This is a genomic window from Paenibacillus tyrphae (genome assembly GCF_000722545.1).
GTDB classification, from domain to species: Bacteria; Bacillota; Bacilli; order Paenibacillales; family NBRC-103111; genus Paenibacillus_G; species Paenibacillus_G tyrfis.
On the sequence record NZ_JNVM01000019.1, the window covers coordinates 15016 to 30341 of the forward strand.

Below are 15326 nucleotides of genomic sequence, written 5' to 3' on the forward strand. Positions count from 1 at the left end.
TTTACCCCGGGGCCGGACGCATGAAACAGAACGGACGGAATTTTCGGACGGCTGGGGCCGGACCCCGGCTCAGGCCTGCTGCGGATAAGTCTGCCGCCTCACTTGCGGTTTGCGGCTGCGGAACGCCTGCCATAGCTCGATCGCCACGGGCACTGCCTGCATAACCGTCGCAACCTTATCCCTGCCGGGCCCGCCTCCGGCTGCTGGCCGTTCCTTCACCACCTTAGTGAGGATACTCCCCGCTACCGAGGCCGAGGCTTGCTTGATCGAGGAGGTGATTTCCTGTACCGCATCGCCGATATTTTTGACGGAGCAGACGACCGAATCGATCGAGTGCAGCTTATTGCGGACATCGACGGTCACTTCGTTCGTATGCCGCAGCACCTCCGTCGCTTCTCTGCTGATTCCGTTCACCTGCTGCTGAAGCTCCCGGATCGTCTCGTTGGTCTGCATGAGCACGGTTGACAAGGAACGCAAGGTCATGATCAAAAAGACGACCAGCGCCGCGAAGGCCAACGCAAGGACGGCCACACTGATTTCAATTATCATAATCTCCTCCACCCTTTCGTGAATGCGGTTCGCGCCTAGCTTGGAATGTTCTTACCCGGCGCGGTCCTGCTTGAAACCTGTGTTTCATCTCCCGCTGCGGCGGGGTAAGAAGGCACAGGCAGGACAATCCATGACGAAGCGGAGTAACCAACATGGCTAACGTATTGGAGAAGGAAAAGGAAGCGAAACTGGCCAAGAACGCAAAGGATAGGAAAAAAACAAGCGGACTGCACGCACTCCTGGGTCGACAGGTCGCCAATTGGGCCGTGCTCCATATCAAAATTCACCAGCATCATTGGTATGTGAAGGGCCCGAATTTCTATGCGCTGCACGTGAAATTCGAAGAGCTGTACGAAGAAGCGGCTCTGACGATGGACCAGTTCGCGGAGCGGCTGCTTTCGGTCGGAGGCCAGCCGGTATCCACGACGAAGGAGATTGCCGCGGCGGCCACGATCAAGGAGCACGAGAAGCCGTTGGTGACTCATCCGACTAATCCTGCCTCGAATTGAGTTTGTGTACCTTGGCTCGTGCATTTGCCTCCAGCTTCCTTCAGATTCTACCTCGCGGCAGACACCCTTGCTCTTGGCTAACGGTTGGCGTTCGCCAGCCCCCGTTCGGGACTCGCACCCTAGAGATGACGCCCATGCTGGGCGTACACGGCAAGGACGGAGGTGCGTGACCTCCGTCCTTACCTATTTTACAAGCCCTGCCAGCAAATGCCCTTGGTAGAGCTGGAGAAATTGGATCGCGAACCCGGTATGCAGACTCAGCGCCACCAGTTCGTCAATCGTATAGTACTTGCATTCGGCATCGACGAACGCGTCGCCTTCTTGATAATAGGGCAAGTCGAACACGTCCGGCCAGCGATGATTCGGCGTATAATGTCTCGACCACGGGGTGGAGATCAGCAGCAGACCACCGGGGACCAGACATTGATGGATTTTTTGAAAAACCGGGACCGGATTGTAATTCATATGCTCCAGCACTTCCGTGAAAATGACGACGTCAAACGAATGCGGCCAAGGCACCGCTTCGACTTCGATGTTCGTTTTCGACCACAAAATCGGATAATCCGCTTCCAGCTCCTTGGACCAGTAGGCGTCGGTCATATCGATGCCGAACCCTTCGTTTCCCCAAAGGACGCCGTACAGCAGCAGCGTTCCGTATGCGGTGCCGATGTCCAGCACCTTCTTGTTCCCGCTTCTTAACGCCACATCCAGCACGGACAATAGCGGATACCAATAACCGGCTTCCGCCTCTTTGTAGGCTTCCAGATACGGGCTTCTCTCCCGCACGGCATGGTACCGGGCCAGAATGCTCTGGACATGGCGCAGCCGCTCCTCCTGCGGCATCTCCCGAAAATCGCTTGTTGGCATGGAAAACGGCTCCTTTTGAGCTTTTTACCATATATACGTGCAAAACGATTTTATAGACTATCACGGTGGAAGCCGGGGTACTTCGCTCACGCCTCCGAGGGCCTCCATAACTGCTCAAGCAGCGTCACCAGCATCGTCCCGAACAGCAGCGCATTGCCGAACATGTACGCCAGCATCGGCGGCAGCCCCTGGAAAGCCTCCGCAGGCAAGAACATCAATCCGCCGCTGCATACCAGCGTGATGCCGAAGATCGTCAGCCGACGCAGGTCCAGCGCTTCCTTCGAGATCGACTGCATGGCGATGACGATCATTTGCACGAAGGAAGCAAGCAGCGCGGCGCTCGCTACCGGTCCGGGAAGCATAGCGACGGCCCGCACCGCGGCGGGGACGAAAGAAATCCCCGCGAACAGCAGCGCCGCGGCAAGAAACGGGCGCAGCCGGGTCTGCTCCGTGATGCGGATAAAGCCCGCCGTGACCGGTAGCGGAACGACGGCAATCGTCGAGAAGAGCGCGGCGATGCCGTGGGACAAGCCTCCCGCGAAAACGCCGCGGTTCAGCGTCCGCTTCGGGTCCCGGGCAGGCTCCGGCATCACATCGCGAACCGCCGTTACGGCGGCGATCGTGTTGGACAGCAGGATAAACGTGAACAACGCTGCGGTGAGCGCGATCCCCGCGTCCCACTGCGGCGTTCCCCAAGCGAAGAGCCCCGGCAGTTGAACCGGCGGAGCTGCCGCGGCCGGCGATCCGCCGCTGAGGCCGAGCAGGCCGTAACCGGCCCAGCCGGAGATAATGCCGATCATCACGGCATACTGCTTCACCCAGCCCCGGCCTTTGACGGACAGCAGGACCACAAGGCCGAAGATGGCGATGGATACCATTGCCGTTACCGGGTCCGGACGAACGGCCGCCCCTTGCAGGCCGAGCATGCCCTTCACGAAGACGCCGCTAAGCTGCAAAGCCAGAAGGAACAAGAACGTTCCCGTAACAAGCGGCGTGAACAAAAACAGCAGCTTGTGGACCCAGCCGCTCAGGCCCAGAACGACCAGCAGCAGAGCGGCAATGGCAACGCCTCCCTCGAGCAGCGGCAGCATGTCCTGCGCGCTCCCGCCCTGCTTGACGGCCACGTCCGCCATGATGACGAAGACGCTGACCCATGAGCCCGCGGGACCGTCGGCAATCGGGTACCGGTGGCCGATCCAGCCCTGCAGAAACGAGCTGAGGCCGACGACCAGAAAGGTCCGCTGCATCAGCGAGGAAATTTCCTCCGGCGGCAAATGAAACATACCGCCGATGACGACCGGCAAAGCAATCGAATTCGCAAGCAAAAACATAAACCACTGTAAGGTGCTCAAGCTGCCGCCGAGGGCAAGCTTTCTCATGATGTTTCCTCCCAAATGCATAGAAAGGGGCTAGCGCGCCCCTGCTTTCCGTAAAATTTGCTCCATCTCGCCGAACCCGCGCTGCTTCGCATGCGCAAGCGCCGTCACGCCATCCTTATCCGGGATGTTCACATCCGCCCCATGCTCCACGAGCAGCCGGACGGCTTGCTGATGCTTCTCGCCCCCGCTGCCGAGCACGACCGCTTCCATCAACGCCGTCCAGCCCAAGTTGTTAATGTGATTGACATCGACTTTGGTCCACGTCAACAACTCCTGGATCACGTCCAAATGTGCGCGTTCGGCGGCGGGAATGAGTGCAGTGCCGCCATACCGGTTCGTCAGCTTCGGGTCGGCCCCCGCCTCGATCGTCAGCTTCAAAATGTCCAGCAAGCCTTCGGCGCCGGCATACAGGAACGGATTGTTCAGCCGATTGTCGCGTTCATTAACGTCCGCTCCCGCTTCGATCAGCAGCTTCACCGCCTCCGGCTTGTTCGCATAAGTCGCAGCCATCATCGGCGTGCGGCCCTGCGGGTCCTTCGCGTTTTTATCGGCTCCTGCCTTGAGCAGCCTTCGGAGCTCAGCCGTATCTCCGCGCTCCGCGGCGGCAATCAGCGCTTCATTCATCTGCCTCACATCTCCCTTAGATTGGACTTGAACAATTCCGGTTGCAGGCGCTTTCGCAGACTCCTGGCAGCCGGTCAACAGCATGACGGGTATTACCAAGCACATCCATCGCATCGGTCCGCTCCTGCCTCCTATTTTGCTTCTCTGCTTTCTTATGCTAACATGAGCTTTGTCTATACGAAAAATATTAATATTATTGATTTTCCATATGATTATCATATAGTTAGGCGGGTGGTTCCGATGGACATCAGGCAGCTGCGTTATTTCATTGCGATTGCAGAGGAACGGCAAATTACGGCGGCGGCCAAAAGACTTCATATGGCCCAACCGCCGCTCAGCCAGCAGCTTCATCTGATGGAGCGGGAGCTTGGCGTAACGCTGCTGGAGCGGCAGGGACGGCAGCTTGAGCTTACGGAAGCGGGGCGTCTGCTGTACAAACGCGCCTTGCACATCACGAAGCTGTTCGAGGAGTCGCAGATCGAAGTCAAAGAAGCCGGAAACGGATTGACCGGCAAGCTGAGCATCGGGGTCAACACGTTATCGGACGGAAGGCTGCCGGAGCTGCTTCGGAAATTTCGCGAGAAGTTTCCGGCGATGACGTACAAAATTCAACAAAACGAATCGGCCCAGCTCTGCAAGCTGGTCAAGGAACGGGCGATCGAGCTGGCGATTGTCCGCTTTCCGCTGGACCTCGGCGATTTCTCGATCCGGCATTTGCGGGAAGAAAAGTTTTATTACGTCACCTCCCGGCGCCGCAGCCCCTTGGATGGGAAGGCGGCTTCGTTCGAGCAGATCGGGCAGGAGCCGCTGATCCTCCCCAGCACGGAAGGACTCGGCGTGTATCAAATGATCGTGGAGGAGTTCGCCCGGCACGGGATGAAGCCGAACGTCTTGTCCGAATGCTCCGACATCGCGATGCTGCTGGAGCTGGTCTCCTCGGACTTCGCCGCCACGCTAGTGCCGGAATCGGTGCTCCAGTTGCACCGCGGCTTCGACGTGCGGGTGTACGAGCTGGCGGGAACGCATATCACCTCGTCATCCGTGCTGATTTGGCTCAAGGACCATTACTTGTCCAAGGCGGCGCAGAACTTCATCGAGCTGACGGGCGAAGCTCCTTTTTCCGACAAGGACTAGCGGTTCATTTTTGGGGCCCGTCCTTCCGTTTTCCAGCAATGACATAAGGAAGCAAAGCTTGGAGAATACTATACTCCAAGCTTTGCTTATTTGGCATTCCATTACGGGAGGACGGATAAACGATGAAACGATGGATATCCCTTGGCATGATCGGCGTGTTGGCATTCGGGCTGACGCTCGGCGGGTGCGGCCAGAAGCCTGCGCCGCCTAACAACGCGGGGGCCGGCGGTGCTCCGGCAGCGGGCGGCGACACGAAGGCGGGCGCGAAGTTCAATATCGGCATGGTCACGGACCTTGGCGGCGTCAACGACAACTCTTTTAACCAGAGCGCTTGGGAAGGGCTGCAGCGGCTTGCGAAAGATACCGGGGCGCAGGTGAAATATTTGCAGAGCAAGAGCGATTCGGAATACATCCCGAATTTAACCCAAATGATTAAAGGCAACTTTAACCTGACGTGGGGCATCGGCTTCATCATCGGCGATGCGATGAAGACGGTAGCGACGCAAAACCCGAATGCCAAGCTGGCGATTATCGACAACGTCGTGGACGCGCCAAACGTGGAGTCCGTGACGTTCGCGGAGAACGAGGGCTCTTATCTAGTCGGCGTCGTGGCGGGTCTGATGACCAAGACGAACAAAATCGGCTTTATCGGCGGGATGGACATTCCGGTGATCAAGCGTTTCGAAGCCGGCTTCAAGGCCGGCGTGGCCGCGGTTAATCCCAGCGCCAAGCTGACGATCAACTATACCGGAGCGTTCGACAAGCCCGATCTCGGCAAAGCCGCCGCTTCTACGGTTTATAACGACGGGGCGGATATTATTTTTCATGCGGCGGGCGCAACCGGGGGCGGCGTGTTCAACGAAGCCAAGGACCGGCTGAAGGCCGGCAATAAAGTATGGGTCATCGGCGTCGATCAGGACCAGTCGAAGCTATTCGGCGACGACGTGACGCTGACCTCGATGGTCAAACGCGTCGATCAGGCGGTCTACCGCATCTCGAACGATCTGATCTCCGGTAAATACGAAGGCGGCAAAACCATCGTGCTTGGCCTCAAGGACGACGGCGTTGGCCTGCCGGACACATCGAAGAAGAACGTACCGGACGACGTGCTCAAAAAGGTCGAGGAATACAAGCAAAAAATCATTAAAGGCGAGATCAAGGTTCCCGAAAAATGAGCGGCGTGAAAGTGGAAATGCGCGGCATCACCAAGCGATTTCCGGGCATCGTCGCCAACGACGGTATCAGCTTGACGCTCCGTCAAGGCGAGATTCTCGCCCTGCTCGGCGAGAACGGCGCAGGCAAATCAACGCTGATGAACATTTTGTTCGGGCTGTATCAGCCCGACGAGGGCGAAATCCTCATCAATGGCGAGCCGGTCGCGATCGTCAATCCGAAAACGGCCATTCAGCTCGGTCTCGGCATGGTGCACCAGCATTTCAAGCTCGTGGAGCCGTTCACGGTGACGGAAAATATTATTCTCGGGCAGGAGACAAGGCGGGGACTTCAGGTCGATTACGGGAAGGCGGCGCGTCAAGTGTCCGAGCTGTCCGCCCGATACGGACTGCGCGTCGATTCGCGTGCGCGGGTGAGAGACATTTCCGTCGGCATGCAGCAGCGCGTCGAAATCCTGAAGACGCTGTACCGGGGGGCGGACATCCTCATCTTCGACGAGCCGACCGCCGTGCTGACGCCGCAGGAAATTCACGAGCTGATGGACATCATGCGCAAGCTGGTGGCCGAGGGCAAATCGATCATCCTGATTACGCACAAGCTGAAGGAAATCATGGCGATCGCGGACCGCGTCACCGTCATCCGCCGCGGCAAGGTCATCGATACACTCGCCGTCAAGGACACGAACCCGGACGAGCTCGCGGCCAAAATGGTCGGCCGGGAAGTCTCGTTCCGGCTTGATAAGAAGCCTGCCGCCATCGGCGCGCCGGTTCTGAGCGTAGAGAACGTGACCGCCCGGGGACCCGGTGGCCTGTCCGTGCTCAGCGGCGTCACCTTCGAGGTGCGCGCCGGGGAAATTCTCGGCATCGCCGGCGTCGACGGCAACGGCCAGAGCGAGCTGATCGAAGCGCTGGCCGGGCTGCGCGGGATCGACGGCGGCCACATCGCGCTCGGTGGCCGCGGGATCGCGAACCGCTCGCCCCGCGACATCGCGGAGGCGGGGCTCGGGCACATCCCCGAGGACCGGCATAAACGCGGGCTCGTGCTGGATTTCTCGATGAGCGAGAACATGGTGCTCAAGACATACTATACCTCCGCCTATAACCGCGGAGGCTTTCTCGACTATGCCGCGATCGACCGTCAGGCGCAGCGGCTGATCTCCGAATTCGACGTGCGGACGCCGAGCCTCCGCACTCCGGCGCGGGCGCTGTCGGGCGGTAACCAGCAGAAGGCGATCATCGCGCGGGAGATCGATCTGAACCCGGATCTGCTGATCGCGGCGCAGCCGACGCGCGGGCTCGATGTCGGGGCGATCGAGTTCATTCATAAGCGGCTGCTGGAGCAGCGGGACAAAGGCAAAGCCGTATTGCTCCTCTCGCTGGAGCTGGACGAGATTCTGAAGCTGTCCGACCGCATCGCCGTCATCTATGAAGGCCGCATCGTCGGGGAAACCGACCCGGCTCACACGTCCGACCGCGAGCTCGGGCTGATGATGTCCGGCTCCGGACGCGCAGCCGAAACGGCGGCTCCTTCAACCTCCGGAGGTGAAAAGCATGGTTAAAGCCATACGTGTCATGACCAAGGATTCGGCGCTCGTTCCGCTGGTCGCCATCGTGCTCGGGCTGCTGGTCGGCGCCCTGATCATGCTGGCCGGCGGGTATAATCCGCTCACCGCCTACGCGTCGCTGATCGAGAAGGTCGTCGGCGATCCGTACAGCATCGGGGAGACCGTCCGCGAGATTACCCCGCTCCTGCTGACAGGGCTGTCGGTCGCCTTCGCGTTCCGGACGGGTCTGTTCAATATCGGCGGCGAAGGACAATTCATTATGGGCATGATCGGCGCTACCTGGATCGGCGTCAAGCTGGCCCTGCCGTTCTGGCTTCATGCGCCGCTCGCCATCGTAACGGGGGCTGTGCTCGGAGGATTGTGGGGAGCCATCGCCGGGTACTTGAAAGCGCGGCGCGGCGTCAATGAGGTGATTACGACGATTATGCTGAACTGGATCGCGCTGTATCTCGGCAACTACATCGTCAGTCGCTATTTGCTTCAGCCCGGCCAGCAGCGCTCGTTTCTGATTCATGACACCGCCTCGATCAGTCTGAACGCGCTTAGCGCGCTGTTCGGCAACGCCCGGCTGCATCTCGGCATCCCGATTGCGCTGCTCGCCGCCGTCGCGTTCTATGTCCTCCTGTGGAAGACACGCCAAGGCTACGAGCTTCGTGCGGTCGGACACAGCCCGTCTGCGGCGGAGTATGCCGGGATGAACGTGAACGCGGGGATCGTACGGGCGATGTTTATCGGCGGCGTCTTCGCCGGGCTTGCCGGAGTGTTCGAGGTGCTCGGCGTCTTCCACTACCAAGTGATCAGCGCCGCATCGCCCGGCTACGGCTTCGACGGCATCGCCGTCGCGCTGCTCGGCGGCAACCATCCGCTCGGCGTCGTGCTCGCCGCCACCTTGTTCGGCACGCTGACGTACGGCTCGGCCGGGATGAGCTTCGGCGCGGACGTGCCGCCGGAAATCATCCGCGTGATCATCGGCACCGTCATCTTCTTCGTAGCCTCGCACGGGATCATCCGCTGGCTTCTGAAGCCGCTGCGGGCCGGACGCAAGCCGGGGGAGGTGGCCTAAACGGATGGATGCGCTTCGCATTCTCGGCGAGCTGATCCATACGACGCTCGTCTTCTCGACCGCGCTTATTTTTACGGCCATGGGCGGCATCTTCTCCGAACGCTCCGGCGTCGTCAACATCGGCCTGGAGGGCCTGATGATCTCCGGCGCGTTCGCCTCCGCGGTCGCGGCCTGGTACGCCGAGCAGGCGGGCTTCGCGGACGGCGCGCCTTGGATCGGCCTTTTGGCGGCCATCCTGGTCAGCATGCTCGTCTCGCTCATTCACGCTGTCGCCTCGATCACTTTCAAAGCCGATCAAGTCGTCAGCGGCGTCGTCATAAACTTTCTGGCCGCCGGATTTACGGTCTATCTCGTCAAAATTTTGTTCGCCGGCTCCGGACAAACCGAAACGCTGAACGCCGTGTTTCACAATGTCGCCATTCCCGGTCTGGCTTCCGTCCCGCTGCTGGGCTACGGCGTATTCACCGCTTACCCGACGACATATCTGGCATTGGCCGCCGTCGCTCTGGGCTGGTACGCGATGTTCAAAACCCCGTTCGGCCTGCGCCTGCGCGCGGTCGGCGAGCATCCGGGAGCCGCGGACACGCTTGGTGTAAACGTTACCCGCATGCGGTATATCGGGGTGCTGCTGAGCGGCGCGCTGGGCGGGCTCGGCGGCGCGACGATCACGCTCACAACGACGAGCAACTTCTCGCACAACACGATTTCGGGGCAAGGCTTCATTGCGCTGGCCGCGATGATTTTCGGCAAATGGCATCCGTTCGGTGCTTTGGGAGCGGCGATCTTCTTCGGCTTCGCCCAAGCAATCAGAAACTTCGTGCAGCTGTTCCCGGTCTCCCAAGCGATTCCGATGGAGTTTATCTACATGCTCCCCTACATTCTTACGATTCTGGTGCTGGCGGGCGCCGTCGGCCGCGCCTATCCTCCTGCATCGCTCGGCGAGCCGTACGACCCGGGCAAACGATAACCGAGACATGCGAAAAAGCCGCATCCCCCGCGCTGCGATCGTTGCTGCGATCCACGCAGCCGGGATGCGGCTTTTCGATTAAAGGTAACATTCTATCCGCTCCACAGTCGGAAAACCCGCTCACCCGGCCGCAAACCGCTTGATCAGGACGATAGCTTCCGACGCGCCTTCGCTTTCGCCTCCGGGCTCCACCCGAAGCTCATCCACCAACGCCTGCAGCAGATACAGGCCGATCGGCGACTCTTCAAGACGTTCCAAGCCCTCCGTCCCCTCCGGCGGCAGCTTCACGGGACGCAGCACTTCCTCGAACGTAACATCCCGCGAATCCGTTCCGATCCTGATCTTGAGCTCCGTCTCCCGCAGCGTGAACGTTAGGCGCAGCATTGGCAGCGGTTCCCTTTCACCGGCTTGCAGGATTGCATAATTGCACGCTTCCGTTACCGCTACCTTCAAGTCCTCGATCGCTTCGTACGAAAATCCTACCCGTACGGCCACGCCATACAGCGCCAGCCGGACCGTGTCCAGATCGTCCGCCCGAAGCGGCACACACAAACCGACGGTTTTCGAGCCGGCCTCCGTTTGCCCTTTCATAGCCCGCCCCCTTCAAACGTCAGGTAACGGGACAACCCGGTCATGTCGAACAGCCGCCGGATTTTGGCCGGCACTTCCTGTACGGCAAACGACGCCTCCTCCGGCTGCCGTTTCTTAAGCACGGAGACGAAAACCCCGATCCCCGTGCTGTCAATGTAAGTCAACTCCCGCAAGTTCAGCTTGAGCGGCACCGTCCGCTGACCCGCCAGCGGCTCCACGACGGAACGGAATTGCTCGGCCGTGCTCAAATCAAGCTCGCCGGATAAGAACAACACGTTCGCTTCCGGTGTACTTAGCACTTTGACATGGAACTTCTGCGCGTCTCTGTCCATCCGCTTTTACCTCCCTCTGAATCCATGATTATTTGTAGGATAGCAGATTTTAGGAAGTTTTTCACGGCACTCCGCAGAGAACCTTGCTGATTCACCGAAAAGCAGCCGGGGTAATGCTGCCCATGTTCTAATCCGCTGCGTCACGACATGTGCACCGGCTCCGCCATGTGCGCTTTTTTACGGCTTGCTCAAGCCAAAATCGATGATCCGGTAAGCGCCGCCGAAATGAACCGCCGGTTTCGCTTTGGATGCGGTCAACGCACCCAACCGACGGCCTTCCCCGCCGGCAAGCAGCAAAGCTACACATGCTTGGGAATTCATCATTTCACCTGCATCTCTCTGTTGGTCTAGTGTTTCGTCGCTTTCGTTCGATACCTATGATTAACCGGGCGCCTGGTCTATGAAACATAAACTGGCAGCTTTCATAGCGAGAGCTCGCCGTTTTTCAAGGTGGGTCGAACAGATCGTTTGATCTATAGTTTTATAATTTTTTAACAAATTTATAAATTTTGCGACGTCATGACCATAACCATCTCCACTTTCGTCCCGTTAAAAGGTAGGCGGAGCAGATACCGCAATCAGCAGCGTTTCGCCCTTCCATATATTCTTATAACTGTGAGGCACCCTGGCATCGTAATAGATGCTGTCTCCTTCGTTAAGGATGTAACGTTCATTGCCAAGCACAAACTCCAAGCATCCGGAATGAATAAAAAGAAATTCCTCACCCTCGCTATGGCCCACGCTTATGTCGCCGGATGTTGCACCTTCTTCCAGAACTCCCCATATCGGCCCCATCTTGTTATTGCTACCTTGACTAAGAGCGTACCAAGTAATCCGCGAACTCTCTGAATGCACCAATGGCTTGCGTTCGTTGTTCCTGACGACGATGCTTCGCTTTTCTTCACCAAACAAATCGGTAAAATTTACGTTCAACGCATTCGCTATGCGCTTCAGAACGCTAATCGATGGATTCGCTTTATCGCGCTCGATTTCACTAAGAAAAGACAACGATATGGATGCAGCTTTTGCTATTTCTTTGAGCGTTAATTTTTGTTTTTTCCGCGTGCCTCGGATGACTTCGCCGATTGAATTCATATGTCCATCTCCTTAACTCCGAAATTATTTCGCTGACACCGAAATTTATGTTGTTATCATAAGTAAAAAAACGTGAACGATCAAGCACTTTCACAGAGGCAGAATTACGGTGTAAAAACGTTGATTCTCCGCTATGATTGGCTTACTATTTTATTTAGGTCGACTAACCAATTTTTACCCGGGCATTCATTCATCGTTCTTCCCAGAACAATTTTCAGTAGTAGCGAAATTTTCAAAGACAGAGAGGTGTACTGTCAATGACCAAAACCCCTAAAGTCTATCAAGTAGGAGACGTTAGCATTACTCGTGTCACCGAAATGGTGCTGGGTGGTATTTCGCCAGAAATTTATTTCGACGGATCGTGGAATCCGGCGTTTCTGGAGGAGAATCGGAACTGCCTTCCGGCTGGTCTGATCGACGGCGATTCTCAGCTTATCGTTAGCATAGGAACATGGGTTGTGAAAACTCCGAAGCATACGATTCTTATCGATACAGCTACTGGAAACGATAAGAATTTGCCGTTAAACCCGGCTCTTGCCAATCTTCAGCTGCCTTATCTTGAGCGCCTCCAAGAGGCAGGAGTTTCGCCGGAAGAAGTGGACTACGTCCTGCTGACGCATCTGCACGTAGACCATGTCGGTTGGAATACGAAGCTTGTTGACGGACAATGGGTGCCGACATTTCCGAATGCTACCTATGTATTCCCCCTCGCGGAGCAGCAATATTATTCCAGCGAGGCGAGCCATAACAAAGAAAACGAAGCGAACTTTAACGTTTACGAGGAAAGCGTCCTTCCTGTTGTCGAAGCCGGATTAACGCAAACCATCGGTCCCGAGGGCGGGGAACTTCTCGATATCTTCAAGTTCATTCCAACCCCCGGCCACAGCATCGGACAAATGTCCATCAGCCTTACTTCCGGCAGAGAAGAAGCTTTATTTGGCGCAGATGTGATGCACCACCCGTTCCAGGTTTTTAACCCCGAATGGAATTCCATGTATTGCGAATTCACCGAGCAAGCCCGTATTTCACGGCGCCGGGTGTTGGAGTCCATAGCGGATCGCCCAGTTATTTATTTCAGCTCGCATTTTCCGGAGAGCGCGGCGGGGTATGTCACTCGCAGCGGCGACGGTTTCAAATGGAACTTTGTATAATCCTTCTACCAATTTAACTTGTGAGAGGTGTTGACCTTATGACAAATCATGGTTTTCCCGGCGAAATTGACATCTTGACCGAAGATCTGCTTATCCCCAGCGATACGCCGGGCATCGAGCTCTATATACGCAATAAACGTCCGGCTTCCATGAATACCTTCTCCAATGAAAAAACGATCGTCATGGTTCATGGCGCTACTTATCCGGTTGAAAGCCTGTACGACGTGAAGCTGGACGGCTTCACTTTCCTGGACTATCTGGCTAGACATGGCTATGACGTTTATGCCGTGGATGTCCGCGGCTACGGCGGCTCGACCCGACCGTCCGAGATGCAGCAGCCCGCTGATCTTAATCCGCCGCTTGTCCGTACGGAAACAGGAGTTCGAGATTTTGGCACTGCGGTTGACTTCGTTCTGAAGCGCCGAAATTTATCAAAAGTCAATATTTTGGGGATGTCTTGGGGAGGCACGGTTGCGGGAGCCTATACGAGCCGGAACAACGATAAGGTTAACAAGCTTTCGCTTATCGCGCCGCAGTGGTTAAGCTCCGGACCGTTCCTATCGATACCGGCGGCCCGCTTGACTCGTATCGCCTTGTCGCTGTCGGCGGCATGAAGGAACGCTGGCTAAGCGCCGCTCCTGGACATAAGCGCAGCGACTTGATTCCGGAAGGCTGGTTTGAACAATGGGTCGAAGCAACGCTTGCTTCCGATCCCGGGAGCCAAACCGCTCATCCTGGATATATTCGGGCGACCAATGGCCCTATCCTGGACATCCGTGAATACTGGACGGCAGGCAAAGCTTTCTACGATCCTAGGGCCATTACCGTTCCTGTCCTCCTTGTCCATGCGGAGTGGGATATCGACGTTCCGCTGGAATTGGCCCAGCATTTCTTCACTTCCCTAACCGGAGCCGCTTATCGCCGCTGGGTCGAAATCGGGGAAGGAACGCACATGGTTATGCTGGAGAAAAACAGGCTTCAGGCTTTCCAAGCCATCCGTGGTTTTTTGGATGAAGCCTACGCACCGACAAAATGAGGAAGTCTCAACAACAACAGCGAGTTTTCATGATATCGCTTGCCAAACGAATGGCCCGCGGCAACAAGCCGCGGGCCGTTCTTATGCGGAATCTTATACAATGCAGCCGTATTCGATGCAGCCCTTGACACGGATGGTGAAAACGAACTCCGCCCCCCGGCGGTCTCCCGGCGCAAGCGCGATGCAACCGCCCATGAGCTGAACGAGATTTTTGCAGATCGCCAGCCCTAGCCCCGTCCCCCCGTATTTGCGGGTTAAGGACGAATCGACCTGCGTGAACGGCTGGAACAGCAAGTCGCGCTTCTCCTCCGGAATGCCGATGCCCGTGTCGGAGACGCGGAACTCCAGCTCCAGCTGCTCTTCCGATCGGCTTAGCACCGCGACCGAGACGTGCACGCCGCCCTGCTCGGTGAATTTGACGGCGTTGCCGACCAGGTTGATCAGAACCTGCCGCAGCCGCGATTCGTCGCCGATGATGCACTCGGGGATCGCCGGATCGATATCGTACGTAAGCTCCAGCGTTTTGCTGCGGCTTTCGGCGTGGAACACCTCGTACGTTTCGATCAGGCTCATCCTCAGGTTCAGCGGCTCTTCTTTGATCTCCATTTTGCCGGACTCGATTTTGGATAAGTCCAAAATATCGTTGATGACATAGAGCAGCGCGGCGCCGCTTCGACGAATCGTATCGACATACTCGCGCTGTTCCGCGTTCAGGTCCGTCTCCACGAGCAGATCGGCCATGGCGATGACCCCGTTCAGCGGAGTCCGAATTTCGTGGCTCATCATCGCCAGAAAATTCGCTTTGGCCATAGCGGCCTGCTCGGCCTCTTCTTTCGCCCGCTGCAGCTCCCGGGTCCGTTCGTTCAGCAGCTCGGTTTGCTGCTGCAGCTTTTTTTGCGCTAAATAGATGCTGACGAAGCCTTCGATCTTCGACTTCAGCGTGCGCGGCACGAACGGCTTCACGATATAATCGATTGCCCCGACGGAATACGCCGTAAACGCCTGATCCTGCTCGTCCGGAGCCGCGGTGATGAAGATGATCGGCACCGCCCGCGTTTTTTCGCGGGATTTGATCCACTGGGCCGTCTCAAACCCGTCCATCCCCGGCATGTGCACATCGAGTACGATGACGGCGAATTCGTGCTTGAGCAGACAGCGCAGCGCCTCCTCCCCGGAGGTCGCCTTCTCGAGAATATAGTTCTGGTCCTCCAACACCGCCTCAAGCGCAAGCAGGTTCTCCGGTTGATCGTCCACCAGCAAGATGCGGATCGGCACATCCATACAAACCCCAC

At 57.5% G+C, this 15326-nt stretch carries 16 protein-coding genes and 2 pseudogenes; 9 read left to right on the top strand and 9 right to left on the bottom strand.

The genetic code is table 11. The features are described from left to right. Positions 1 to 69: 69 nt before the first annotated feature. Positions 70 to 549: a DUF948 domain-containing protein gene (locus tag ET33_RS22735; RefSeq protein WP_036687228.1), complete on the bottom strand. Its 480-nt coding sequence runs from the start codon at positions 547 to 549 to the stop codon at positions 70 to 72. Positions 550 to 701: 152 nt separating this feature from the next. Between ET33_RS22735 and ET33_RS22740 the strand changes: the two are divergent. After that, positions 702 to 1016, top strand: a pseudogene (locus tag ET33_RS22740) (Dps family protein); the annotation flags it as partial. A gap of 225 nt (positions 1017 to 1241) precedes the next feature. Here the strand turns inward: ET33_RS22740 and ET33_RS22745 are convergent. The 3 genes from ET33_RS22745 to ET33_RS22755 form a co-directional block, all read right to left on the bottom strand. Then, positions 1242 to 1925 (bottom strand): class I SAM-dependent methyltransferase, encoded by a 684-nt coding sequence (locus tag ET33_RS22745; RefSeq protein WP_051775535.1) that lies wholly within the window; start codon positions 1923 to 1925, stop codon positions 1242 to 1244. 86 nt (positions 1926 to 2011) lie between these two features. Further along, positions 2012 to 3304 (bottom strand): purine/pyrimidine permease, encoded by a 1293-nt coding sequence (locus ET33_RS22750; RefSeq protein WP_036687231.1) that lies wholly within the window; start codon positions 3302 to 3304, stop codon positions 2012 to 2014. Between the two features lie 30 nt (positions 3305 to 3334). Further along, positions 3335 to 4042, bottom strand: coding sequence for an ankyrin repeat domain-containing protein (locus ET33_RS22755; RefSeq protein ID WP_036687235.1), 708 nt, complete (start codon positions 4040 to 4042; stop codon positions 3335 to 3337). 126 nt (positions 4043 to 4168) lie between these two features. Here ET33_RS22755 and ET33_RS22760 point away from each other — a divergent pair, with 126 nt between their 5' ends. From ET33_RS22760 to ET33_RS22780, 5 genes are all read left to right on the top strand, one after another. Next, positions 4169 to 5062: a LysR family transcriptional regulator gene (locus ET33_RS22760; RefSeq protein WP_036687239.1), complete on the top strand. Its 894-nt coding sequence runs from the start codon at positions 4169 to 4171 to the stop codon at positions 5060 to 5062. Positions 5063 to 5184: 122 nt separating this feature from the next. Then, a complete protein-coding gene (locus ET33_RS22765) occupies positions 5185 to 6237 on the top strand; it encodes a BMP family lipoprotein (protein ID WP_036687242.1) in 1053 nt (350 codons plus the stop codon). Continuing rightward, entirely contained in the window at positions 6234 to 7793 is a 1560-nt protein-coding gene (locus tag ET33_RS22770) for an ABC transporter ATP-binding protein (RefSeq protein ID WP_036687245.1), read from the top strand. The genes ET33_RS22765 and ET33_RS22770 overlap by 4 nt, the downstream gene beginning before the upstream one ends. Continuing rightward, positions 7786 to 8862, top strand: coding sequence for an ABC transporter permease (locus ET33_RS22775; protein WP_036687247.1), 1077 nt, complete (start codon positions 7786 to 7788; stop codon positions 8860 to 8862). The genes ET33_RS22770 and ET33_RS22775 overlap by 8 nt, the downstream gene beginning before the upstream one ends. 4 nt (positions 8863 to 8866) lie before the next feature. After that, positions 8867 to 9829 carry an ABC transporter permease gene (locus tag ET33_RS22780; protein ID WP_036687249.1) on the top strand — a complete coding sequence of 321 codons (963 nt, stop codon included), beginning with the start codon at positions 8867 to 8869 and terminating at the stop codon, positions 9827 to 9829. 120 nt (positions 9830 to 9949) lie between these two features. Here ET33_RS22780 and ET33_RS22785 read toward each other — a convergent pair whose 3' ends face one another. The 4 genes and pseudogenes from ET33_RS22785 to ET33_RS22795 all read right to left on the bottom strand — a co-directional run bounded on the left by ET33_RS22785 (position 9950) and on the right by ET33_RS22795 (position 11847). Then, positions 9950 to 10420 carry an ATP-binding protein gene (locus ET33_RS22785; protein WP_036687252.1) on the bottom strand — a complete coding sequence of 157 codons (471 nt, stop codon included), beginning with the start codon at positions 10418 to 10420 and terminating at the stop codon, positions 9950 to 9952. Beyond that, on the bottom strand, positions 10417 to 10752 hold the full coding sequence (locus ET33_RS22790) for an STAS domain-containing protein (RefSeq protein ID WP_036687255.1): 336 nt from the start codon (positions 10750 to 10752) through the stop codon (positions 10417 to 10419). Before ET33_RS22790 ends, ET33_RS22785 begins: the two co-directional genes overlap by 4 nt. A 186-nt stretch (positions 10753 to 10938) precedes the next feature. Beyond that, a pseudogene (locus tag ET33_RS37685) lies at positions 10939 to 11073 on the bottom strand (sugar phosphate nucleotidyltransferase); the annotation flags it as partial. Between the two features lie 228 nt (positions 11074 to 11301). Then, the gene (locus ET33_RS22795; RefSeq protein WP_036687259.1) at positions 11302 to 11847 is read right to left on the bottom strand and encodes a helix-turn-helix domain-containing protein; all 546 of its coding nucleotides are present in this window, start codon (positions 11845 to 11847) and stop codon (positions 11302 to 11304) included. A 257-nt stretch (positions 11848 to 12104) separates the two neighbouring features. Between ET33_RS22795 and ET33_RS22800 the strand changes: the two genes are divergently transcribed. The 3 genes from ET33_RS22800 to ET33_RS39875 are packed head-to-tail and all read left to right on the top strand — an operon-like array spanning position 12105 to position 14034. Then, entirely contained in the window at positions 12105 to 12998 is an 894-nt protein-coding gene (locus ET33_RS22800) for an MBL fold metallo-hydrolase (RefSeq protein WP_036687261.1), read from the top strand. A gap of 38 nt (positions 12999 to 13036) precedes the next feature. Continuing rightward, complete coding sequence (locus ET33_RS39870) at positions 13037 to 13612, top strand: alpha/beta hydrolase (RefSeq protein WP_235206793.1); 576 nt, start codon at positions 13037 to 13039, stop codon at positions 13610 to 13612. After that, entirely contained in the window at positions 13609 to 14034 is a 426-nt protein-coding gene (locus ET33_RS39875; protein ID WP_235206794.1) for an alpha/beta hydrolase, read from the top strand. Before ET33_RS39870 ends, ET33_RS39875 begins: the two co-directional genes overlap by 4 nt. Before the next feature lie 93 nt (positions 14035 to 14127). Here ET33_RS39875 and ET33_RS22810 read toward each other — a convergent pair whose 3' ends face one another. Further along, positions 14128 to 15315 carry an ATP-binding protein gene (locus ET33_RS22810; RefSeq protein ID WP_036687264.1) on the bottom strand — a complete coding sequence of 396 codons (1188 nt, stop codon included), beginning with the start codon at positions 15313 to 15315 and terminating at the stop codon, positions 14128 to 14130. Between the last annotated feature and the right edge of the window lie 11 nt (positions 15316 to 15326).

Excerpts from the sequence above, each read along its gene's own strand:
- ET33_RS22735 (WP_036687228.1), bottom strand. The coding sequence starts at position 549 with ATGATAATTGAAATCAGTGTGGCCGTCCTTGCGTTGGCCTTCGCGGCG.
- ET33_RS22745 (WP_051775535.1), bottom strand. The coding sequence starts at position 1,925 with ATGCCAACAAGCGATTTTCGGGAGATGCCGCAGGAGGAGCGGCTGCGC.
- ET33_RS22750 (WP_036687231.1), bottom strand. The coding sequence starts at position 3,304 with ATGAGAAAGCTTGCCCTCGGCGGCAGCTTGAGCACCTTACAGTGGTTT.
- ET33_RS22755 (WP_036687235.1), bottom strand. The coding sequence starts at position 4,042 with ATGCGATGGATGTGCTTGGTAATACCCGTCATGCTGTTGACCGGCTGC.
- ET33_RS22760 (WP_036687239.1), top strand. The coding sequence starts at position 4,169 with ATGGACATCAGGCAGCTGCGTTATTTCATTGCGATTGCAGAGGAACGG.
- ET33_RS22765 (WP_036687242.1), top strand. The coding sequence starts at position 5,185 with ATGAAACGATGGATATCCCTTGGCATGATCGGCGTGTTGGCATTCGGG.
- ET33_RS22770 (WP_036687245.1), top strand. The coding sequence starts at position 6,234 with ATGAGCGGCGTGAAAGTGGAAATGCGCGGCATCACCAAGCGATTTCCG.
- ET33_RS22775 (WP_036687247.1), top strand. The coding sequence starts at position 7,786 with ATGGTTAAAGCCATACGTGTCATGACCAAGGATTCGGCGCTCGTTCCG.
- ET33_RS22780 (WP_036687249.1), top strand. The coding sequence starts at position 8,867 with ATGGATGCGCTTCGCATTCTCGGCGAGCTGATCCATACGACGCTCGTC.
- ET33_RS22785 (WP_036687252.1), bottom strand. The coding sequence starts at position 10,420 with ATGAAAGGGCAAACGGAGGCCGGCTCGAAAACCGTCGGTTTGTGTGTG.
- ET33_RS22790 (WP_036687255.1), bottom strand. The coding sequence starts at position 10,752 with ATGGACAGAGACGCGCAGAAGTTCCATGTCAAAGTGCTAAGTACACCG.
- ET33_RS22795 (WP_036687259.1), bottom strand. The coding sequence starts at position 11,847 with ATGAATTCAATCGGCGAAGTCATCCGAGGCACGCGGAAAAAACAAAAA.
- ET33_RS22800 (WP_036687261.1), top strand. The coding sequence starts at position 12,105 with ATGACCAAAACCCCTAAAGTCTATCAAGTAGGAGACGTTAGCATTACT.
- ET33_RS39870 (WP_235206793.1), top strand. The coding sequence starts at position 13,037 with ATGACAAATCATGGTTTTCCCGGCGAAATTGACATCTTGACCGAAGAT.
- ET33_RS39875 (WP_235206794.1), top strand. The coding sequence starts at position 13,609 with ATGAAGGAACGCTGGCTAAGCGCCGCTCCTGGACATAAGCGCAGCGAC.
- ET33_RS22810 (WP_036687264.1), bottom strand. The coding sequence starts at position 15,315 with ATGGATGTGCCGATCCGCATCTTGCTGGTGGACGATCAACCGGAGAAC.